Source organism: Cellulomonas sp. Root137 (genome assembly GCF_001426725.1).
Taxonomy (GTDB): domain Bacteria; phylum Actinomycetota; class Actinomycetes; order Actinomycetales; family Cellulomonadaceae; genus Cellulomonas.
Genome location: NZ_LMFG01000002.1, coordinates 213,726 through 235,299 on the forward strand (window position 1 = coordinate 213,726; position 21,574 = coordinate 235,299).

Annotated in this window: 17 protein-coding genes; 9 read left to right on the forward strand and 8 right to left on the reverse strand. The window is 73.9% G+C overall.

Annotation, left to right across the window (positions count from 1 at the left end):
* Positions 1-4: 4 nt before the first annotated feature.
* The gene (gene ptsP / locus ASD18_RS13485) at positions 5-1,696 is read right to left on the reverse strand and encodes a phosphoenolpyruvate--protein phosphotransferase (protein ID WP_056092746.1); all 1,692 of its coding nucleotides are present in this window, start codon (positions 1,694-1,696) and stop codon (positions 5-7) included.
* 158 nt (positions 1,697-1,854) lie between these two features.
* Here ptsP and ASD18_RS13490 point away from each other — a divergent pair, with 158 nt between their 5' ends.
* Together ASD18_RS13490 and ASD18_RS13495 are read left to right on the forward strand one after the other, a co-directional pair.
* Positions 1,855-2,085, forward strand: a complete 231-nt coding sequence (locus tag ASD18_RS13490) for a glucose PTS transporter subunit EIIB (RefSeq protein WP_056092748.1) — start codon at positions 1,855-1,857, stop codon at positions 2,083-2,085.
* 28 nt (positions 2,086-2,113) lie between these two features.
* Positions 2,114-2,575, forward strand: coding sequence for a glucose PTS transporter subunit IIA (locus ASD18_RS13495; RefSeq protein WP_056092752.1), 462 nt, complete (start codon positions 2,114-2,116; stop codon positions 2,573-2,575).
* Positions 2,576-2,582: 7 nt separating this feature from the next.
* On the opposite strand, the gene ASD18_RS13500 is transcribed toward ASD18_RS13495, so the two are convergent.
* Both ASD18_RS13500 and ASD18_RS13505 read right to left on the reverse strand, forming a co-directional pair.
* Positions 2,583-3,674, reverse strand: coding sequence for a mechanosensitive ion channel family protein (locus ASD18_RS13500; protein WP_056092755.1), 1,092 nt, complete (start codon positions 3,672-3,674; stop codon positions 2,583-2,585).
* The gene (locus ASD18_RS13505) at positions 3,671-5,815 is read right to left on the reverse strand and encodes a prolyl oligopeptidase family protein (RefSeq protein ID WP_056092759.1); all 2,145 of its coding nucleotides are present in this window, start codon (positions 5,813-5,815) and stop codon (positions 3,671-3,673) included. Before ASD18_RS13505 ends, ASD18_RS13500 begins: the two co-directional genes overlap by 4 nt.
* A 100-nt stretch (positions 5,816-5,915) precedes the next feature.
* Here ASD18_RS13505 and malQ point away from each other — a divergent pair, with 100 nt between their 5' ends.
* The gene (gene malQ, locus ASD18_RS13510; protein ID WP_235522396.1) at positions 5,916-8,048 is read left to right on the forward strand and encodes a 4-alpha-glucanotransferase; all 2,133 of its coding nucleotides are present in this window, start codon (positions 5,916-5,918) and stop codon (positions 8,046-8,048) included.
* A 6-nt stretch (positions 8,049-8,054) separates the two neighbouring features.
* Complete coding sequence (locus tag ASD18_RS13515) at positions 8,055-8,597, forward strand: toxin (RefSeq protein ID WP_056092762.1); 543 nt, start codon at positions 8,055-8,057, stop codon at positions 8,595-8,597.
* Positions 8,598-8,657: 60 nt separating this feature from the next.
* Here the strand turns inward: ASD18_RS13515 and pepN are convergent, their stop codons facing one another.
* Entirely contained in the window at positions 8,658-11,258 is a 2,601-nt protein-coding gene (pepN, locus tag ASD18_RS13520; RefSeq protein ID WP_056092766.1) for an aminopeptidase N, read from the reverse strand.
* 84 nt (positions 11,259-11,342) lie between these two features.
* Here pepN and ASD18_RS13525 point away from each other — a divergent pair, with 84 nt between their 5' ends.
* From ASD18_RS13525 to ASD18_RS13535, 3 genes are all read left to right on the forward strand, one after another.
* The gene (locus ASD18_RS13525) at positions 11,343-12,875 is read left to right on the forward strand and encodes an NAD(P)/FAD-dependent oxidoreductase (RefSeq protein WP_056092769.1); all 1,533 of its coding nucleotides are present in this window, start codon (positions 11,343-11,345) and stop codon (positions 12,873-12,875) included.
* A 60-nt stretch (positions 12,876-12,935) separates the two neighbouring features.
* On the forward strand, positions 12,936-13,553 hold the full coding sequence (locus ASD18_RS13530; protein ID WP_056092772.1) for a DsbA family protein: 618 nt from the start codon (positions 12,936-12,938) through the stop codon (positions 13,551-13,553).
* Between the two features lie 118 nt (positions 13,554-13,671).
* Positions 13,672-14,202, forward strand: coding sequence for a hypothetical protein (locus ASD18_RS13535; protein WP_056092774.1), 531 nt, complete (start codon positions 13,672-13,674; stop codon positions 14,200-14,202).
* Between the two features lie 22 nt (positions 14,203-14,224).
* Here the strand turns inward: ASD18_RS13535 and ASD18_RS13540 are convergent, their stop codons facing one another.
* Complete coding sequence (locus ASD18_RS13540) at positions 14,225-16,213, reverse strand: M13 family metallopeptidase (protein ID WP_056092777.1); 1,989 nt, start codon at positions 16,211-16,213, stop codon at positions 14,225-14,227.
* A gap of 90 nt (positions 16,214-16,303) precedes the next feature.
* Between ASD18_RS13540 and ASD18_RS13545 the strand changes: the two genes are divergently transcribed.
* On the forward strand, positions 16,304-16,753 hold the full coding sequence (locus ASD18_RS13545; RefSeq protein ID WP_056092780.1) for a ribose-5-phosphate isomerase: 450 nt from the start codon (positions 16,304-16,306) through the stop codon (positions 16,751-16,753).
* 1 nt (position 16,754) lies between these two features.
* Here the strand turns inward: ASD18_RS13545 and eis are convergent, their stop codons facing one another.
* A complete protein-coding gene (eis, locus tag ASD18_RS13550) occupies positions 16,755-18,023 on the reverse strand; it encodes an enhanced intracellular survival protein Eis (RefSeq protein WP_056092784.1) in 1,269 nt (422 codons plus the stop codon).
* Between the two features lie 89 nt (positions 18,024-18,112).
* Here eis and ASD18_RS13555 point away from each other — a divergent pair, with 89 nt between their 5' ends.
* Positions 18,113-19,204 (forward strand): PP2C family protein-serine/threonine phosphatase, encoded by a 1,092-nt coding sequence (locus tag ASD18_RS13555; RefSeq protein ID WP_156388014.1) that lies wholly within the window; start codon positions 18,113-18,115, stop codon positions 19,202-19,204.
* Between the two features lie 7 nt (positions 19,205-19,211).
* On the opposite strand, the gene ASD18_RS13560 is transcribed toward ASD18_RS13555, so the two are convergent.
* Together ASD18_RS13560 and ASD18_RS13565 are read right to left on the reverse strand one after the other, a co-directional pair.
* Entirely contained in the window at positions 19,212-21,137 is a 1,926-nt protein-coding gene (locus ASD18_RS13560) for an acyltransferase family protein (RefSeq protein ID WP_082574050.1), read from the reverse strand.
* Between the two features lie 105 nt (positions 21,138-21,242).
* Entirely contained in the window at positions 21,243-21,572 is a 330-nt protein-coding gene (locus tag ASD18_RS13565; protein ID WP_056092793.1) for an MGMT family protein, read from the reverse strand.
* Positions 21,573-21,574 lie beyond the last annotated feature (2 nt).

Consider the following 21,574-nt stretch of genomic DNA (forward strand, 5'->3'; position numbering starts at 1 on the left):
CGCGTCAGAGGTCGAGCTCCTCGAGGACCGGCAGGCCCGCGCGCACGACGGCCCGGGCATCCGCGGCGCTGGACGTGGCGAGGGCCAGCTGGGCGAGGCGGCGGCACTCGTCGAGCGGCGTCACCGCCAGCAGTGCCGCGACGTCGGGCAGGGCGCGCGGGGTCATCGACAGGGACGCGACCCCGAGTCCGACCAGCACGACCGCGAGCGCGGGGTTGGCCGCGGCCTCGCCGCAGACGCCCACGGGCCGGCCCTGCTGCGCGCCTCCCTGGCAGGCCGCCGCCACGAGGTGCAGCACGGCCGGCTGCCACGGGTCCGAGAGCTCCGCGACGGCGCCGAGCAGCCGGTCCGCGGCCATCGCGTACTGCGTGAGGTCGTTGGTGCCGATGCTGGCGAACGCGGCGTGCGCGAGGATCGGCCCGGCCAGCAGTGCGGCGCTCGGCACCTCGATCATCACGCCGGCGACCGGCAGCCCGTGGGCCGCGCACGCGGCGACGAACTGCTGGGCCTCGTCGACGGTGGACACCATCGGGGCCATCACCCAGACCTCGGCGGTCTCGGCGGCGGCGGCCCGGGCGATCGCCGCCAGCTGGTCCTGGAGCACCTCGGGGTGACGCACCGCGGTCCGCAGGCCACGGACACCCAGCGCGGGGTTGACCTCCGGGTCGCCGGCCAGGAACGGCAGGGGCTTGTCGGCGCCGGCGTCGAGCGTCCGGACGACGACCTTGCGCCCGGGGAACGCGGCCAGCACGCGGCGGTAGGCCGTGACCTGCTCGTCGATGCTCGGGGCCTCGTCGCGGTCGAGGAACCCGAACTCGGTCCGGAAGAGACCCACGCCCTCGGCCCCCGCGGCGGCGGCCGGTGCCGCGTCGGACGGGTCGCCCACGTTCGCCAGCAGCTCGACGTGGTGGCCGTCGGCGGTGTGCCCGTGCCCGTCGAACGTGCGGACCTGCGCGGCGAGGGCCAGCGCCGCCGCCACCTGCTCGTCCGTGGGGTCGACGGTCACCGTCCCCGCCGCGCCGTCGACGAGCACGAGGCCCTCGGCCACCACGGCCGCCTCGACACCACGGGCCGCGACGACGGCGGGGATGCCGCGGGAGCGCGCCAGGATCGCCGTGTGCGAGGTGGGGCCGCCGGTGCCGGTGACGATGGCGAGCACGCGGTCGGTGTCGAGCGTCGCGACGATGGCCGGCGCCAGGTCCGCAGCCACCAGGACGAAGGGTGCCTCGTGTGCGGGCACGCCCGGCGCAGGACGGCCGATGAGCTCCGCGACGAGCCGGTCGCGGACGTCCGCGATGTCGCGCACGCGCTCCGCGAAGTAGCCGCCGAGCGCCTCGAACTGCGCGGCGACCGCCTCGGCGGCCTCCCAGACGGCGCGCTCCGGGACCAGCCGGTCGTCGACCACCCGCTGCTCGGCGTCGGCGACGAGCGTCGGGTCCGCGGCGATCGCCGCCGTGGCGTGCAGGAGGTCGGCGCTGTCGCCCTGGGCGCGGTCGGCGGCGGCGTCGAGCGCGGCTCGGACCACCTCGGACGCCGCCCCGATCCGCTTCGCCTCGGCGGGGTAGTCGGTACCAGGTGGGAGCCGTCGGCCGGAGGGCGGCTCCGCGATCGGGTCGGGCATGAGCACGGCGGGCGCGACCACGCGTCCCGGGCTCACCCCGATGCCGGTGATGACCGTGGGGGATGGCTGGCTCACCTGGCAGGACCTCCTCGTCGACCTGACGGCAGTGTGGTCCTTCGGTGTCCGCGGACGCCACCCGGCACGCACGTCCGGCGCTGCGAGGCTGAGGTCGGTGTGCCAGGGTTACGCTGGCCCTTGGCGCAGATCGGCGCCGGTCGAGCTGGGGAGTTCCATTGAGCAAGGCAGAGCAGATCCTCGCAGCGCTGGGCGGCGACGGGAACGTCGTCGACCTCGAGCCGTGCATCACCCGGCTCCGCGTCGAGGTGAGCGATGCCCATCTGGTCGACGAGGCGGCGCTGAAGGCCAGCGGCGCGTTCGGCGTGGTGCGGTCCGGCCGCATCGTCCAGGTGATCGTCGGTCCCGAGGCCGACAACCTCGCCGCCGAGCTCGACAGCCTGCGCTGACCGGCCGCCTCGGTCACGGGCGCGACGGATGACCACCCTGCGGCTGCTCAGCCCGCTGAGCGGCGTCGTCAGGCCGGTCTCGGCGGTGCCCGACCCGGTGTTCGCGGAGGGCATGGTCGGCCCCGGCGTGGCCATCGAGCCGCAGCACGTGCAGACCCAGACCGTGCTGGCGCCCGCGGACGGCGTGATCGGCGCCCTGCACCCGCACGCGTTCGCTCTCGAGCTGAGCGAGGGACGGACCATCCTCGTGCACCTCGGCATCGACACCGTCGGCCTGGCCGGACAGGGCTTCACGCTGCACGTCGACGGCGGCCAGACGGTCCGCGCCGGCGACCGGCTCGTGACGTGGTCGCCGGTCGACGTGTCCGCCGCGGGGCTGCAGACCATCTGCCCGGTGGTCGCGCTCCAGGCGGACCCCGAGGCGCTCACCCTGCTGCTCTCCGACGGCGAGACCGTCCACGCAGGAGACCCGCTGCTCGACTGGGCCTGACGGCCGCTCAGGCGCGCGGAGCGGGCTCCTCGGTCGTCGCCACCGGGTCCGCGGCGGGGCGCGGCTCCTCGCCGGCTCCCGACGCAGCAGTCCGCGCATCGCGCTCGGCGAGGGCGTCGTCGATCGGGGTGTCGTGCGGGTCATGGGGTTCCGGCGCGATCCCCGCCCGGTGCGTGGCCATGAGGTCGCGCTGCCCGGCCAGCGGCACGTCGGCGCGCTCGAGGGCGTCGCGCGTCGCGGTGCGCAGCGAGCGGGCGACCTCCCACTGCATCGCCGGCGACGTCTTGACCTTGAGGCGCAGCGTGACCGCGTCCGCGCTGAGGCGCTCGATGCCGGTGATCGTCGGCTCGCCCAGGACGTGCGTGCCCACCACGGGGTCCTTGACCACCCGCGAGGCGGCCTCGGCGAGCAGCGCGCGGACCCGGTCCAGGTCAGCGAAGTAGTCGACGTCGACCTCGACGACCGCGGTGGCCCAGCCCTGCGACTTGTTGCCGACGCGCAGCATGGTGCCGTTCGGGACGTACCAGAGGGTCCCGTCGGAGTCGCGGATCTTGGTGATGCGCAGCGTGACCGCCTCGACGGTGCCGGTGGCGGGCCCCACGTCCACGATGTCGCCGACCCCGTACTGGTCCTCCAGCAGCATGAACAGGCCGCTCAGGAAGTCCTTGACCAGGCTCTGCGCACCGAAGCCGACGGCCACGCCGACCACGCCCGCCGACGCGATGAACGGGGCGATGTTGACCCCGAGGGCGTCCAGGATCAGGAAGAACGCGATCGAGCCCACCACCACGGTCGCGGTGGAGCGGAGCACCGAGCCGATCGTGCGGGCGCGCTGGGCTCGGCGGGCGCTGGACAGCGGGCTCGCCTTGGCCAGCACGCTGCCGACCGCGGACTCACCGAGCGGGCCGCGGTCGAGGATCGAGGAGCCGTCGGCGACGTGGTTGGTGATCCCGCGTATCGCGCGGCGCAGCAGGACCAGCACGATGCTGCTGATCACGACGATGAGGATGATCTTCAGGGGCAGGCCGACGAACCAGTCGGCCCACGACTCCGCGGACGTCGCGTCCTCCGGCCCGGTGGTGGCAGGCAGGCCCGTCATGCCCGGCTCCCCGCGGCCAGGCCCGTGCGGTCCGCCACGAACTGCAGCTGCTCGACCGTGAGGCCGATCGTGCGCGACAGGGCCCGTCCGCCGTGGCCGACCCCGCGCTCGCGGCGGACCAGGACGGGCCGGTCGCTGCTGGTCGCGGCCTGGAGCGCCGCGGCGAGCTTGCGGGCGTGCAGCGGGTCCACGCGGGTGTCGCCCTCGAACACGGTGAACAGGGTGGCGGGGTACGCGGTGCCCTCGACCACGCGGTGGTACGGCGAGTAGCCGAGCAGCCAGCCGAGCTCCGTCGGGTCGTCGGCGTCGCCGTACTCCTCGGTCCACGTGACGCCGAGGCCGAACCGCTGGTAGCGCACCATGTCGAGCAGCGGCGCCGAGCACACGACGGCGGCGAACAGGTCGGGTCGCTGGGTGAGGGCGGCACCGACGAGCAGGCCGCCGTTGGAGCCGCCCCAGCACGCCAGCTCGTCCGGGGTGGTCCAGCCCTGCGCGACGAGGTGGTCACCGACCGCGTGGAAGTCGTCGAACACGTTCTGCTTGTGGGCCCGCATGCCGGCGCGGTGCCACTGTTCGCCCTCCTCGCCACCGCCGCGCAGGTTGGCGACGACGTACACGCCGCCGGCCTCCACCCACGCGAGCGTGGTCGCCGAGAACGCCGGGTCGAGGGAGATCTGGAACCCGCCGTAGCCGTAGAGGATCGTCGGCGCGGTGGCCAGCGGACGGCCGTCGGCGTCGAGCGCGTCGGTGCGTGCGACGACGAACGCGCGCACGGTCGTGCCGTCGGGGCTGGTCACCTCGATCTGCCGCGCGCGGACGTCCGGGAGGTCGGCCACGAGCCCGGGAGGCGACGCCCACAGGGTGGTCTCGCCGGTGCGCGCGTCGAACCGGTGCACGCTCGTGGGCGTCGTGTGGTCGGTGTAGGAGAACCAGGCCTCCGCGCCTCCGTCGGGTCGCGTGACGAGGCCCGAGATCGAGCCGAGCCCCGGCAGCGTGACCGCGTCGGGCAGGCGCAGACCGGTCTGCGGGTCGTGCGCGCTGACCTCGGACACGGAGTGCCGGCGCCAGGACGCGAGCAGCAGGGTGGGCGTGGTGTCGTCCCCGCCGCCGTCGATGAACGCCACGTCCTCCAGGACCGCCGTGGGGTCCTCGGCGAGCAGGGTGGTCCAGTGCTCGACGCCGGGTGCCGTCGGGTCGGTGACGGAGATCCGGCCGCGCGGCGCGTCCAGGTTGGTGTGCACGTACAGCCGCCCGTCGCGGGCCACCCAGGCGCCGGTCTCGGCATCCAGGCCGACGGCGACGTCGACGAACGAGGGGGCGCCGAGGTCGGAGGCCGTGAGGTCGGCGATCCACACGTCGGTCCGGGGCGCCGTGCCCGCGGAGGCCGACACGATCAGCCAGCGCCCGTCGCGGGAGACCGAGACGCCGTAGTAGTTGGTGTGGTCGAGGCCCGCGCCGAACACCTCGACGTCGTCCGTGGCCGGGGTGCCCAGCCGGTGCAGCCAGACGCGGCGGTGGTACTGCGCCTCGTCCTCGGGGAGCGTCTCCGGGGGCAGCCGGCGCACGTAGTAGAACGCCTCGCCGCCGGGCAGCCACGCCACGGGGGAGTAGCGCGCGCGGTCGATCGGTCCGTCCACCAGCTCGCCCGTGGCCACGTCGAGCACGTGCAGGACGCTCTCCTCGGTGCCGCCGGACGACACCTGGTACGCGACGAGGTGGCCCTCCTTCGACGGCTGCCACGCGTCCAGGGTGGTGGTGCCCGCGGGGTCGATCGCGACGGGGTCGAGCAGCACGCGCTCCTCGTCGCCCTCGGCCACCACGACCACCGCGTGCTCCTGGTCGCCGGAGCGGCGGGAGAAGAAGCGCCGCTCCCCGCGCCACGCGGGCGGGCTCACGAAGCCGGCGCCGAGCAGGTCGCGCAGCCGGGCGGTGAGGACGTCCGTGGCGAACGGACCCGTGGTGCCGAGCGCGTCGCGGTACTGCGCGTACAGGTCGTCCTGCGCCGACGACCACGCCTCGGTCTCGTTGGAACGCTCGTCCTCCAGCGCGCGGAAGGGGTCCGCGACGGCGTGCCCGTGCAGGTCCTCGACCAGATCGGTCCGAGGGGCGGTCGGGTACGTGCGCAGGGAGGGTGCGGTCATGGTCCGCAAGGCTACGACGACCGGCTGCGAGGGCGCGCGAGTGACGCAGTCGGGAGCGTCCGTCCTGCGTATGCGCACGGTGCTCTGGCAGGATCGGCGTGTGGCAGACGACCCGGGGACCGCGTCCGACGCCCTTCTGCGCCTGGCGGGGGCCTACGGGGTGGTCCCCGACCACTGGGACTTCCACGGCCGGAGCAAGCGCGCGTCGGCCGCCACGCTGCAGGGGGTGCTCGGGGCGCTCGGCGTCGACGCCTCCTCGCCCGAGCGCGTCGCCCTGGCGATCGCCCACGTCGAGGACATGCCGTGGCGCCGCATCCTGCCGCCGGTGCTCGTCGTCCGCGAGGGTCGGCAGGCCCACGTGCCGGTCCACGTCACGCACGGCGACCCGGTCGACGTGTGGATCGAGCTGGACCCCGAGGTCGGCGGCGGTCGGCGCGAGGTCGCCCAGGCGGACGTCCCCGTCGATCCCCGCACGGTCGACGGCCGGCTCGTCGGCCGCGCCACCTTCACCCTGCCGACCGACCTCCCGCTCGGCTGGCACGAGATCGTCGCCGAGGGGCCCAGCGCCTCGGCGCACAGCCCGCTCGTCGTGACGCCGTCCCGCCTGGAGCTCCCGCCGGCGCTGCGCGAGCGACGGGCCTGGGGCCTCATGGCGCAGCTGTACTCGGTGCGCTCGCGGGCGTCCTGGGGGGTCGGCGACCTCGCAGACCTCGCCGAGATCGGGTGGCTGGCCGGCCGCGAGCTCGACGCCGACTTCCTGCTCATCAACCCGCTGCACGCCGCCGAGCCCACGGTGCCGCTCACCCCGTCGCCGTACCTGCCGACCACGCGCCGCTTCGTCAGCCCGCTGTACATCCGGGTCGAGGACGTCCGCGAGACGGGGTACCTGTCGTCGGCGGACCGGGCCCTCGTGGAGTGGGCGGCCGAGCCGGTGCTCGCGATGGACGACGACGCCGGCCCGATCGACCGCGACGCCGCCTGGACCGCCAAGCGCGCGGCGCTCGAGGTCGTGTTCGCCGCACCACGCTCCGCCGCACGGCAGGCGGCGTTCGACGCGTTCGTCGTGCAGGAGGGCAGCGGGCTCGAGACGTTCGCGCTCTGGTGCGCGCTCGCGGAGAAGTACGAGGGCGTGACGCCGTGGCCCGCCGAGGCGCTCGACCCGTCGTCCAGCCTCGTGACCGGGCTCCGCGCCGAGCTGGCGGAGCGCGTCGAGTTCCACACGTGGCTGCAGTGGGTCGCCGACGAGCAGCTGGCCGCGGCTCAGCGCGCCGCGCTCGACGGGGGCATGGCGCTCGGGATCATGCACGACCTCGCGGTCGGCGTGCACCCGGAGGGCGCGGACGTGTGGGCGCTGGGCGACGTGCTGGCCCGCGGCGCGACCGTCGGTGCCCCGCCGGACATGTACAACCAGCAGGGGCAGAACTGGTCCCAGCCGCCGTGGCGTCCCGACGCCCTCGCGCGCGCCGCGTACCGGCCGTACCGCGACATGCTCCGGACCGTCCTGCGGCACGCGGGCGCCATCCGGATCGACCACGTCATCGGCCTGTTCCGCCTCTGGTGGATCCCCGAGGGCGCCGACTCCGCCGACGGCGCGTACGTCCGCTACGACCACGAGGCCCTCGTCGGCATCCTGGCGCTCGAGGCCCACCGCGCGGGTGCCGTGGTGATCGGGGAGGACCTGGGCGTCGTCGAGCCGTGGGTCCGCGACTACCTGTCCGACCGGGGGATGCTCGGGACCTCGGTGCTCTGGTTCGAGCGCGACATGCACGGCGCGCCCCTGGCCCCCGAGCACTACCGGCCGCTGGTGCTGGCCACGGTGACCACCCACGACCTGCCGCCGACCGCGGGGTACCTGGCCGGCGAGCACGTCTCCATCCGGGAGCGGCTGGGTCTGCTCACCGACCCGGTCGAGGTGGTCCGCGCGGCGGCGCTGGCCGAGCGGGACCAGATGCTGAAGGTGCTGCACGATCGCGGGCTGGTGGGCGACGACCCCTCCGAGCGCGAGATCGTCGAGGCCCTGCACCGGTACGTCATGGCGACCCCCTCGGTGCTCGTGGGCGTCTCGCTGGCCGACGCGGTGGGGGAGCGGCGCGCGCAGAACCAGCCCGGGACCGACCAGGAGTACCCGAACTGGAAGGTGCCGCTGGCGGACAGCTCGGGGCGGGTGGTGCTGGTCGAGGACCTGTTCACCAACCAGCGCCTGCGGTCGTTGGCGGCCGTCCTCAACAGCTGAGCGGCCGTGACCGCGCAGCTGCGTCGACTCCGGGTCGTCGGCAACACCGGGTCGGGCAAGACCACGTTCGCTGGGCGGGTGGCCGCCGCGCTCGACGTGCCGCACCTGGAGCTCGACGAGGTGTTCTGGGACGCCGGCTGGACCAAGCGGGACCCGGAGGAGGCACGCGCGTCGGTCCGCGCGTTCGTGGCGTCGTCGCCGGACGGGTGGGTCACCGACGGGAACTGGGCCACCGCGCTGGCCGGGCTGCTCCAGGACCCCGACGCGTTCGTCTGGCTCGACTACCCGCGCCGCACGGTGATGCCGCGCGTCCTCCGCCGCACCCTGGGGCGAGGGCTGCTGCGCACCGAGCTGTGGCACGGCAACCGCGAGGACCTGCGCTCGCTGCTGCGTCGCGACCCCGACCAGAACGTCGTCCTGTGGTCCTGGACCCACCACGAGCACTACCGGCTGCGCTACACGGCGCTCGCGGCTCAGTCCCCGATCCCGGTCATCCGCCTGCGCAGCCCGCGCGAGGCGAACCGCTGGCTGGCCGGCCTGACACCCTGACGGTCCTCGCGTGAAGACTTCGTCGCGTCCGGCGCGACGAAGTCTTCACGCGAGCGGGGCTCAGACGCGGCGGAGGTCCGCCTGCTGCGCGGCCAGGGCGCGGCGCACGCCGTCTCGGGACTCCAGCACCAGGCGACGCAGCGCCGAGGGTGCGTCCGGGTGGCCGTCGAGCCACGCGTCGGTCGCTCCGAGCACGTCCACCGACGCGTCGTCGGCCAGCTCGGTCGGGTACAGGCCGACGACGATGTTCTGCGCCATCTCGTTGGTCTTGTCCGCCCACACCGTCTCGAGGCCCTCGAAGTAGGGCGTCACGAACGGCACCAGCAGCGACCGGTCGTGCACGCGCCCGAACCCGGCGATCGTCGCGGCCTGGATCGCGTTCGGCAGGCCGTCCTGGTCCACGACGGAGGCCCAGGCGGTGGCCTTGGCGTCGGCGGTCGGCACGGCGGCACGCGCGGCGGCGGCCGCCCGCTGACCCGTCGCCGTGGCGTCGTCGGCCAGCTGCGCGGCGATGTCGGCGTCACCGGCACGCCCGCCGGTGACCAGCGACGTGAGCAGCTCCCAGCGCAGGTCGGTGTCGATGGACAGGCCCTCGAGGGTGGCGTGCCCGTCCAGCAGGTCGCGGACGGCGTCCAGCTGCTCGGTCGTCGCCGCGCGGCCCGCGAAGGACTTGACCAGCTGCAGCTGCGTGTCGGAGTCGGCCGCGGCGGCGCGGGCGAGAGCGAGCAACCGGTCGGCCGCGGCGATCTCCGTGGCGGACCGGTGCTCGGGCGCCACGTACAGGTCGAGCGCGGTGGACAGCTGGCGCAGGAGGACGAGCACCACCGAGGAGTCGGTCTCGTGCGCGATGTTGTTCAGCACCAGGTCGACGAAGTCTCGGGCCGGCGTCTCCCCGTCGCGGGTGGCGTCCCAGGCGGCGGTCCACACGAGCGTGCGGGGCAGCGAGTCGTCGAACTTGCCCAGGTGCTCGATCGACGCGGCGAGCGACTGCTCGTCGAGCCGGACCTTGGCGTACGCGAGGTCGCCGTCGTTGACGAGCACGAGCGTGGGGCGCTGCACGCCGACCAGCTCGGGCACCTCGGTGCGGGGGCCGTCGATGTCGAGCTCGACCCGGACGGTCCGGACCAGGCGGCCGGTCGTCGGGTCGAGGTCGTAGCCGCCGATGGCCAGGCGGTGCGGGCGCTGCACGGGGTGCTCGTCGGGCACCTCCTGCAGGACCGCGAAGGACGTGATGACGCCGGACCCGTCCACCTCGATCTCCGGGCGCAGCAGCGTGACGCCGGCCTTCTCCAGCCACAGGCCGGACCACGCGGACAGGTCGCGGCCGCTGGTGGTCTCCAGCTCGGTGAGGAAGTCGCGGAGCTCGGTGTTGCCCCACGCGTGCTTGGCGAAGTACGCGCGCACCCCGGCGAAGAACTCGTCCTGGCCCACCCAGGACACCAGCTGCTTGAGCACGCTCGCGCCCTTGGCGTAGGTGATGCCGTCGAAGTTGACCTCGACGTCCTCCAGGTCGCGCATGTCCGCCACGATCGGGTGCGTGGAGGGCAGCTGGTCCTGGCGGTAGGCCCAGTTCTTCTCCAGCGACGAGAACGTGGTCCACGCGCTGGTCCAGCGGGTGGCCTCGGCCGTCGCGAGCGTCGACATGTACTCGGCGAACGACTCGTTCAGCCACAGGTCGTCCCACCAGCGCATGGTCACCAGGTCGCCGAACCACATGTGCGCCAGCTCGTGCAGGATCGTCACCGCGCGGCGCTCGATCGTGGCGTCGGGCACCTTGGACCGGAACACGTACGACTCGAGGAACGTGACCGCTCCCGCGTTCTCCATCGCGCCCGCGTTGAACTCCGGGACGAAGAGCTGGTCGTACTTGGCGAACGGGTACGCGACGCCGAACGCCCGCTCGTAGAAGTCGAACCCGGCGCGCGTGAGGTCGACGATGTTGTCGGTGTCCAGGTGCTCGGCCAGCGAGCCGCGGCAGTAGACGCCCAGGGGGATGGTGCGTCCGTCCTGGCTCGTGAGCTCGCGGTGCTCCGCGTGGTACGGGCCGGCGATGACCGCGGTGATGTACGACGAGATCCGCGGGGTCGTCTCGAACGTCCAGGTCGCGGTGCCCTTGTCGACGCCGCCGTTGCGGTTCACGCCGTCCTCGACGACCTGCGGCACGCCGACCTGCGGGTAGTTGGACACGACGGTCCAGTGCGCTGGGGCGGTCACGGTGAACGTGAAGGTGGCCTTGAGGTCGGGCTGCTCGAACACGGCGAACACGCGCCGGGAGTCGGCGACCTCGAACTGCGAGTACAGGTAGACCTCGTCGTCCACGGGGTCGACGAAGCGGTGCAGGCCCTCGCCGGTGTTCATGTACGCGGCGTCGGCGACGACCAGCAGCTCGTTGCTCGCCGCGAGGTCGTCCAGGCGGATCCGCGAGTCGTCGACGACGTCGGCGACGACCAGCGACCGGCCGTTCAGGGTGACCTCGTGCACGGTCGGTGCGATGAGGTCGATGAAGGTGCTCGCCCCGGGCGTGGCGGTGAACCGCACGCGGGTCCGGGAGGCGAACGTCGTCGGGCTGGTCGTGAGGTCGAGCTCGACCTCGTACGACTCGGTGGCGACGACGGAGGCGCGCTCGCGCGCCTCGGCACGGGTGAGGTTCTCTCCAGGCACGCAGGTACTCCTCGGGAGTCGATCGGTGGGGCTCTTGGCCGGGTCGATCATCGCACGCAGAGGTGTGCGGCCTAGGGTCGTGGCGTGCACGCGACCTACGACGCTGTCATCGTCGGCGGGGGCCACAACGGCCTGACCGCCGCCGCCTACCTGGCTCGCGCGGGACGGACGGTCCTGCTGCTCGAGCGCGCGGACCACGTGGGTGGGGCCACGCTCTCCGCGCGGGCGTTCCCGGGGGTGGACGCGAACGTGTCGCGCTACTCCTACCTGGTCTCGCTCATGCCCCGACAGGTGCGCGACGAGCTCGGGCTCCGGGTCGAGCTCCGTCGCCGCCGGATCTCGTCCTACACCCCGCAGGGCGACCGGGGACTCCTCGTGGACACGGCCGACGACGACGCCACCGCCGCCTCGTTCGCCGACGTCGGCGCCGGCGGTGACGTCGCCGCGTGGCGCGCGTTCGGCGCACGTACCGGCGCCCTCGCCGCGCGGCTCTTCCCGACGATGACCCAGCCGCTGCTGTCCGCCGCGGACGCGCGCCGCCTGCTGGGCGACGACGACTGGCGCGACCTGGTCGACCGCCCGATCGGCGAGCTGGTGGACGCGACGTTCTCCTCCGACCTGGTCCGCGGGGTCGTGCTCACCGACGCGCTGATCGGCACGTTCGCCCGCGCCCACGAGACCGGCGGCAGGCCGAACCGGTGCTTCCTCTATCACGTGATCGGCGGCGGGACCGGCGACTGGGACGTGCCGGTCGGGGGCATGGGCGCAGTCGCGGGGGCGCTCGAGACAGCTGCGCGACAGGCGGGTGCCGAGCTTCTGACCTCAGCCGATGTCACCGCGATCGAGCCCGGCGACGCCGAGGTCGCGTGGACGGACGCGGACGGCGGCGAGCACCGCGTGGGTGCGCGGCACGTGCTGGCCGCGTGCGCGCCGGCCGTCCTCGACCGGCTGCTCGGGCGAGCCCCGGCCGAGGCGCCCGAGGGGGCGCAGCTGAAGCTGAACATGCTGCTCACGCGGCTGCCGCGGCTGCGCTCCGGCATCGACCCGCGCACCGCGTTCGCCGGCACGTTCCACGTCCGCGAGTCGGCGACCGAGCTGGAGACCGCGTACCGGCAGGCCGCCGCCGGTCGCATCCCCGACGTGCCGCCGGTCGAGACCTACTGCCACTCGTTGACCGACGACTCGATCCTCGGGCCCGGGCTGCGCGCGACCGGCCACCAGACGCTCACCGCCTTCGGCCTGCACATGCCCGCCCGGCTGTTCGTCGGGGACCCCGACACGGCACGGGCCGCGGCGCTCGCGGCCACCCTGCGCTCGATGGACAGCGTGCTCGCGGAGCCCCTCGAGGACTGCCTCGCTCACGACGAGGACGGGCGGCCGTGCCTCGAGGTGCGCAGCCCCGTCGACCTCGAGGCCGAGGTCGGGTTGCCCGGCGGGCACATCTTCCACCGCGACCTCGCCTGGCCCTGGGCGGAGCGCGACGACGAGGTGGGCACCTGGGGGGTCGAGACGGCCGACCGGCGCGTCCTGCTCGCCGGGGCGGGTGCGCGGCGTGGGGGTGGCGTCAGCGGAATCCCTGGTCGCGCGGCTGCCATGGCGGTCCTCGGCACGGTCTGAGGGAATAGCCGGGCGCGCCCCTATGGTTGCGCGAGGCATCGACCACCCCGGAGGACACCTGTGACGAGCACGCCCACCGCCCGACCCGTCGTCGACTTCTGGTTCGACCCCGCGTGCCCCTGGGCGTGGATGACGTCACGCTGGATGGACGAGGTGAGCGCGATCCGCGACGTCGACGTCCGCTGGCACGTGATGAGCCTGTCGGTGCTCAACGAGAAGCGTGAGCTCCCGGACACGTACCGCGAGCTCATGGACGACTCGTGGGGAGCGGTGCGCGTGATCATCGCCGCGGCGCGCGACCACGGGGACGCCGTCATCAAGCCGCTCTACGACGCGATGGGCACCCGCCGCCACCCGGGCGGACGGCGCGACACGGAGGCGATCATCACCGAGTCGCTCGCCGAGGTCGGCCTGCCCGCCGAGCTGGCCGACGTGGCCGGCACGGAGGACGTGGACGCCCTGCTGCGCGAGTCGCACGGCGAGGGGATCACCCTGGTCGGCGACGACGTCGGCACCCCTGTCGTGGCGATCGACGGGGTCGGGTTCTTCGGTCCGGTCATCACGCCCGCGCCCACCGGCGAGGCCGCCGGGCGGCTGTTCGACGGGCTCGCCCTGATGACCTCCGTGCCCGGCTTCTACGAGCTCAAGCGCTCGCGGACGGCAGGCCCCGCGTTCTGACTGTGTGGCGGGCCGCGCGGCGCGCGCGATTGGCCCGTCCGGTTCGTCCCGTGTGATCCTGGTCGTCGGCCCGCCCCGCGACCGGGCACGGGCGAGACCACCTCGGGAACGGAGCAGCATGGCCACGGCACGCAACGTCCGGCTCTTCGTCATCGTCGACGTCGTGCTCGTCGTCCTGGTGATCGTGCTGGCGATCGTGTTCTTCAGCGGCGGCGGCGGAGGCGGCGACGCCTCCGACGGCGGGGCCCCGGGCGCGACCGCGTCGAGCACGCCGTCCGACAGCTCGTCGGCGACGTCCGCCGAGCCGCTCGCGTTCGCGTCCCCGACCGGCAACATCGCGTGCACCATGTCCGTCGACGGCGTCACGTGCACCATCGCCAGCTACACCTACGCGCCCCCGGTCGTGGCCGGCTGCACGGAGGTGACCGGCCACGTGCTCGTGCTCAACGCGGACGGCGTCGCGTTCAGCTGCGTGGACGGCCCGCCCCCCGCGGTCGCGGGCGACGACGTGCCTGTGCTCGAGTACGGGTCGTCGACGAGCGTGGGTGACTACACCTGCCGCAGCGCCACCGACGGGGTCCAGTGCATCGACGCGTCCGGGGCCGGCTTCCAGCTGGCGCGTGCCAGCTGGTCCGAGCTGCCCGCCTGACGACGGGCAGCCCGGCCGAGCGTCACCAGATGCGGACGCGGTCCTCCGGGGCCAGGTACAGCGCGTCGCCCGGCTGCACGTCGTAGGCCGCGTAGAACTCGTCCACGTTGCGCACCACGCCGTTGCAGCGGAACTCGTTCGGCGAGTGCGGGTCCGTGGCGAGCCGGCGGATCATCTCCTCGTCGCGGCCCTTGGACTGCCACACCTGCGCCCACCCGAGCAGCACCCGCTGGACGCCGGCCAGCCCGTCGATCACGGGCGCGTCCTCCAGCGGGGCGCCGAGCGAGATGCGGTAGGCGGTGAACGCGATCGACAGGCCGCCCAGGTCGCCGATGTTCTCGCCGATGGTCAGCTCGCCGTTGACGTGGTGCGCACCGTCCAGCTGCACCGGGGAGAACTCGTTGTACTGGTCGATCAGGGCCTTCGTGCGCGTCTCGAACTCGGCGCGGTCGTCGGCCGTCCACCAGTCCTCGAGGCGTCCGTCGCCGTCGTACTTGGACCCCTGGTCGTCGAAGCCGTGGCCGATCTCGTGGCCGATCACGGCACCGATCCCGCCGTAGTTGACCGCGTCGTCGGCGTCGGCGTCGAAGAACGGCGGCTGCAGGATCGCGGCCGGGAAGACGATCTCGTTCATGCCGGGGTTGTAGTAGGCGTTGACCGTCTGCGGGGTCATGAACCACTCGTCGCGGTCGATCGGCTTGCCGATCTTGCCCAGCTCCCGGTCCTGCTCGAACGCGTACGCGCGGCGCACGTTGCCCAGCAGGTCGTCGGGCGCGACCTCGAGCGAGGAGTAGTCGCGCCACGTCGCGGGGTAGCCGATCTTCGGGGTGAACGCGTCGAGCTTGGCCAGGGCCTTCGCGCGCGTCTCCTCGCCCATCCACTCGAGCTGCGAGATCGACTCGCGGTACGCGGCGACCAGGTTGGCGACGAGCTCCTCCATCCGCTCCTTGTGCGCGGGCGGGAAGTGCCGGTCGACGTAGACCTTGCCGACGGCCTCGCCGAGGACGCCCTGGACCAGCGACACCCCGCGCTTCCACCGGTCGCGCAGCTCCTGCGCGCCGGTCAGAGTGCGGCCGTAGAAGTCGAAGTTGGCCTCGACCAGCTCGTCGGACAGGTAGGGCGCACGGTCGGAGATGACGTGGAACGTGAGCCACGCCTGCCAGTCCTCGAGCGGCTCGCTCTGCCACAGGGCGGCGAACGCCTCGGCGAACGACGGCTCGCGCACCACCAGCTGGTCGAACGCGCCGGCGGGGGCGCCGAGGGCGATCACCCACGAGTGCCAGTCGAAGCCCGGTGCGCGCTCGGCCAGCTCGGTCAGCGACAGGGCGTTGTACGTGAGGTCGGCGTCCCGGTCCTTGACCACGTCCCAGTGGCCGGCGGCGAGCTTGGTCTCCAGGGCCACGATCCGTCCGGCCAGCTCGTCGGCCTGCGCGTCGTCGGCAGCCGCGCCACCGAGCGTGAGCATGCGCGCGACGTGCGGGCGGTAGGCCGCGAGCACGGCCGCGTACTGCTCGTCGCGGTAGTAGGCCTCGTCGGGCAGACCCAGACCGCTCTGCACCAGGTGCACGGCGTACTTCGTCGGCTCCTTGGCGTCGTTGTCCACGTAGAACTGCACCGCGCCACCGGCTCCGGTGCGCTGCAGGGCACCCAGCGCGCCGGTCAGCTCCGCCTGGGTCGTGGCGGCCTCCACCAGGGCGAGGTCCGTGCGCAGCGGGGCGGTGCCCGCGGCGGCGACGGCGTCGGTGTCCATGAACGACGCGTACACCGCGCCGACCTTGGCCTCGACGGAGTCGGCCGCGCCACCGGCCGCAGCCGTGGCGCCCGCGTCCGCGATGATGTCGCGCACCTGCTCCTCGGCCCGGTCGTGCAGGGCGCGGAACGAGCCGTCCATGGCCCGGTCGGCGGGGATCTCGTGGCTGGCGAGCCAGCGGCCGTTCACGTGGGCGTAGAGGTCGTCCTGAGGACGGACGTCGGGGTCGAGGGCGGTGAGGTCGATGCCACTGCGCGTCATGGGCACAGCCTACGGACGGGTTGCCGACCGACGAGATCGGTTATGCCGAGGGCGGACCGGGACCTCCGTGCGGTGCGGCAGGATGGGCCTATGCGTATCCATGTCGCCTCCGACCACGCCGGTTACGAGCTCAAGGTCGCGCTCGTCGAGCACCTGCGCGCTGCCGGCCACGACGTCGTCGACCACGGCGCCGACACGTACGACGCCCTCGACGACTACCCGCCGTTCTGCTTCGCGGCGGGGGAGGCCGTCGTCGCCGAGCCGGGCAGCCTGGGCGTCGTCATCGGTGGCTCCGGGAACGGCGAGCAGATCGCCGCCAACAAGGTCACCGGCGTGCGAGCCGCCCTCGCGTGGAACCTGGCGACCGCGCAGCTGGGCCGCCAGCACAACGACGCGAACGTCGTGGCGATCGGCGCCCGGCAGCACTCCGTCGACGAGGCGCTCGCGCTGGTGGACGCGTTCGTGGCCGAGCCGTTCAGCCACGACCCGCGCCACCAGCGCCGGATCGACCTGCTCGCGGACTACGAAGCCGCCCGCTAGCTCACCAGACGTAGTTGCACATCGGCGCGACGGACCACAGGAACGCGGCTGCCGCGGGCTGCAGAGCGCCGGGCGTCACCTCGGCCACCAGTCCCGCGCGGGCCAGAGCCGCGAGCGACCGGCCCCCGAGGTAGGCGGCACCGAGCTCCCGCACGTCGAGCCGCAGGTCGGCCGGATCGTCGGTCCGCGTGACCTCCGCCGGGTACGCGCCGTCGTCCTGCCGGGTACCGGTCGTCAGGCGCCACCGGCCGGCGTTGGCGGGCAGGCGCGTGTCGGTCACGTCGAGCACCACGTCGACCGGTGCGGCGTACCGACGCCCCGCGAGCGCGACGGGGAGGTCGAGCAGGCGGACCCAGAGGTTGTCGTTGACCTTGGGCACCACGGCGCGCGGGTTCTCCAGCAGGAGGAGCAGCGAGTCGTCGACGGGGAGCATCGGTCCCTCGACGGTCGCGGTGAGGTCGAGGTCGAGCAGGAACGACCACAGGCGGTGCGTGGAGGCCGCGTCGAGCGCGACGGCCTCGCGGACCTTGACGATCCCGGCGGGGCCGCCCTCCGCCCAGTTCTCCTTGCGCCGGAACAGCGCGAAGGCCCGCGCGCTCCCGGAGGCGTCGCGGACGGTCGCGATGCGCAGCGGCTCGGCGCCCTCGCGCCACGCGGGCGGGTCGACGAGCACGCGCGTGCGCCACACCTCGGTGTCGCGGGTGATCCAGCCGGGCCGCCCCGCGCCGGCCGCGCGGTGGACCTCGTCGACGAGCGCGCTGTGCAGCGCGACGTCGGCTGTCGCGAGCGTGACCGTGAGCTCCTCGGAGCCGGGGACGTCCCGCAGTGCTGCGCCACGCCCGATCTTCACGCGGACGTCGTCGGCGGCCGAGCCGTACCCGTACCGCCCGTAGATCGTGTGCTCCGCGGCGAACAGCGCGGACACGGGCTCGCCGCGGTCCAGCGACCGAGCGAAGTGCGAGTCGATCATCGCGGTGAGCAGGCCGCGGCGACGCTGGTCCGGTCGGGCACCCACCCAGGTGAGACCCGAGCACGCGATCGACGTCCCGGGCACGGGCATGTCGTGCGCGTACGACGCGTGGACGGCGGCGAGACCCCCGTCGGGGTCCTCGACGGCCTGCGCGCGGTCCCACGCGAAGGTGATCGGCACGATCGCGTCGGTCTCCGCGTTCGAGTCGAAGGCGAAGGCCAGGCGGTCGACCTCGAGGAACTCGTCCTTGCGGTCCTCGGGCACGTCGACGAGGCGGTATCCGGCGGGCAGGGGGCTCATGCCACCCATCGTCCGGCACCGCACGCCTCCGGAGCACCCCCATTTCCCGGTGCGGCGCTCGGGCAATGACCTGCGGATACGCTCACCGGGTGCGGGGGACGCGGCAGGCGCCGGAACGGGGGCTCTACTCGCGCGCCTCGCTCGCAGCGCGCCGCTGGAGCGGACGCTCGCAGGTGGTCATCGTGGCGGTGCTCGTGCTCTGCGCCGCACTCCTGGTGGTCGGCATCCTGCGGCAGCCCGAGTGGTTTCCGCCCTCCGCCTTCCTGCTCCTGATCGTCGTGGCGGTGTTCCTGCTGCGGCTGCGCCAGCTCGCGGTGCTCGGCGCGGTGGTGATGGCGTGCACCTGGGGCCTGTGGGTGTGGGGCGCGCCGACGGTGATCCCGGGTGTCCTCGTGGTCGTCACGGTCGCGGTGATCGCCAGCATCGCGTTCGCGCGAGGGCGTGAACGGCTCGGTCTGCAGGGTGCGCCCGGTGATCTCATGCTGGTCGACCTGCGCGACCGCCTGGCCGCCCACGGGCGCGTGCCGCCGCTGCCCGCCGGGTGGCACGTGGACAGCGAGTTCCGCTCGGCGCACGCCGACGGGTTCTCCGGCGACTTCATGGTGGCGGGCTCGCGATCGGGCAGCTCGGCGCTCGAGATCGTCCTGGTGGACGTGTCCGGCAAGGGGCTGGACGCGGGCGTCCGCTCGCTGCAGCTGTCCGGCGCGTTCGGCGGACTGCTGGGTGCGATGCCCCGGGAGGAGTTCCTCGGAGCCGCCAACCAGTACCTGCTCGACCAGGCGTGGGACGAGGGGTTCGCCACGGCGATCCACGTCGCGATCGACATGACCACCGGCGACTTCTGGGTCTCCTCGGCGGGTCACCCGCCTGCCGTCCAGCTGCACGCCGGGTCGGGTCGGCTCGCACTGCTCGACACGGTCGGCAGCCCTGCGCTCGGGGTCGTCCCCGACATCCGCAGCGAGGCGCGGGCCGGCCGGCTGGACCGCGGCGACGTCCTCATGCTCTACACCGACGGCGTGGTCGAGGTGCGGGGCGGGGACCTCGACCAGGGGATCGACCGGCTCATGGGGGTGGCCGACCGCGTGCTCAGCCCAGGTCGCGGCTCCGCGGCGGCGGTGCTCGCGGGGGTGCGGGCCGGTGACGACGACGACCGCGCCGTGGTCCTGGTCCGCCGCGACTGACCGGTCCTCAGGGCTGGATCGCCTGCGCCAGCCAGTCGGCGTAGCCCGCGCGCCCGCCGTCCGGGCGCAGGTGGATGTCGTCGCCGTACAGCCAGCCACGGTTGGCCGTCGCCAGGGTGTTCCAGTCGAGGACGCGGACGTTCGGGTACTCCGGCCCGACCCGGGCGAAGAGCTCGTTGTCGAACGCGGCCCACGTGCGCGGGACGTGGACGTTCACCAGGAACACCCGCCGGTCCGCGGTGAGGTCCAGCAGCGCCCGCAGGGTCGCCTCGTCGATCGGTCCGTTGGTCCCGCCGTGCACGATCACCGTGTGGCCGAGGGTGCCCGCGGCCGCGGCGGCACGGACCAGGTCGACCATCACGGCGAACTGCCGGGAGACCTCGGCATCCACCGCGATGCCCCGGGCGGCGAGCTCCTCCGCGGCGCCCAGCATCACGGAGTCGCCGAAGCCGGAGGCGCCCCCGACCGTCTCGACGGGCGGGGGCGGCACGGCGGGCGCGACGGGGGTGGTGGTGCTCGGCGTCGGGACCGGGGTGGCTGTCGCGCGGGGCGTCGACGACGCCGGACGGGTCGACGTGACCGCGGGCGCCGCGGCCGGCTCCCACCGGGCGGTCGAGGACGTCGCGGGCACCTGCGCCAGGGCAGCGGTGGCGACCCCGCCGACGACCACCATCCCGACGACGGCCGCGACCACCCGGAGCACGGCACGCGGTCGGTCCGGGCCGGCCGCGCGCACGCGGGCGACCACCCGACCGATCGCGCCCCGGCGCACCGGCAGCTCGACGCACCGGTAGGACAGCTCGGCGATCATGAGCACTGCCGCGAGGCGCAACGGGGTCGCCGCCCACGGCTCCAGCGCTATGTCGACGCCCGGGCGCGTGAGCATGAAGACCGGCCAGTGCCACAGGTAGATCCCGTAGGACCGCTCACCGAGCCAGCGCCACGGCTGCCGGGACAGCGCGCGTCCGAGCAGTCCGGCCGGGTCGGCAACCGCGCCGACCAGGACGGCCGCCAGCAGCGAGAACGCGAGGAACCCTCCGCGGTAGAGGGCGTTGCTGAACTCGTCCACCCAGACGAACGCCGCGAGCACGCCGAGCAGCGCGGCGGCGCCGAGCACGTCGGTGACGCCCGCCTCGAACCGCCGCACCGAGCTGCCGCGCTCGCGCACCCACGAGCCGGCGTGCCGCCACGTCCGCCACGGGGTCCAGACCGCCGCCATGGCCGCGCCCACCAGCAGGCCCATCGAGTGGGTGTCGGTGCCGAAGTACGCGCGGCTCGGGTCGTTGGGCACGGGGGAGGACGTGCGGACGGCGATCACGACCATCGCCGCGGTGGACAGCAGCGCCAGGACGGCGGCGAGCTGCCCCACCCGTGCGCGGCCCGCCCGCAGCGCCAGCAGCGCGACCAGCGGGAACACCAGGTAGAACTGCTCCTCGATGGCCAGCGACCACAGGTGCTGGAGCAGCGGCGGACGACTGGTCAGCTCGAAGTACGACCGGTCCGCGACCACCTGCCACCAGTTCGACACGTACCCCGCGGCCGCGAGGATGTCCCCACGCAGCTCGCGCGCCTCGCTGGGCATCGCGACGGCGACACCGGCCATCGCGACCAGCAGGAGCCCGAGCGCGGGCAGCAGCCGCCGCGCGCGCCGGGCGTAGAACCGCCGGAACGAGAACCGCCCGGTCAGCTCCACCTCGTCGAGGACCAGCGTGGTGATGAGGAAGCCGGACAGGACGAAGAACACGTCCACGCCGAGGAACCCGCCGCGCATCCACGGCGCGCCGAGGTGGTAGACCACGACGCCGGCGACGGCGATCGCACGGACACCGTCCAGGCCGCCCAGGTGCGGCAGCCGCGTGAACGGCACCACGGCTGTCACCCGGGGTGCCGTGCGCGTCCCGACGAGCGCCGAGCGCTGGACGGTGACGGTCATGGATCTCCCGGGTCGGTGCGGCGCGCGGTCGACGCGCGGCGCCTCCCGTGCGGCCAGGCTAGGTCGGCCGGGACGGCGGGCAGCCGTGGACACGCGGGAGGCCGTTCAGTCGTCGGGGAACCAGATCGCGCGGCGCAGGGCGACGCGGGTGCCGTCGGCGCTCAGCGGGGTGTCCTCGTCCCGCAGCAGGGCCAGCGCGCGCGTGGCGTGCCGGGCCGGCGGGCTGCCCGCGGCGTTGACCACCCGCCACCAGGGCACCCCCGAGCCGGCGTGGCTCATGACCTGGCCCACCTGGCGCGGGCCACCGCGACGGACACCGTCCCGCGCCTCGAGCAGGTCACCGACGACCTCGGCGATCGTCCCGTACGTCATGGCGCGGCCTGGGGGGATGGTGGCCACGAGGTCGAGCACGGCCTCCGCGTAGTCGTCGTCCACCG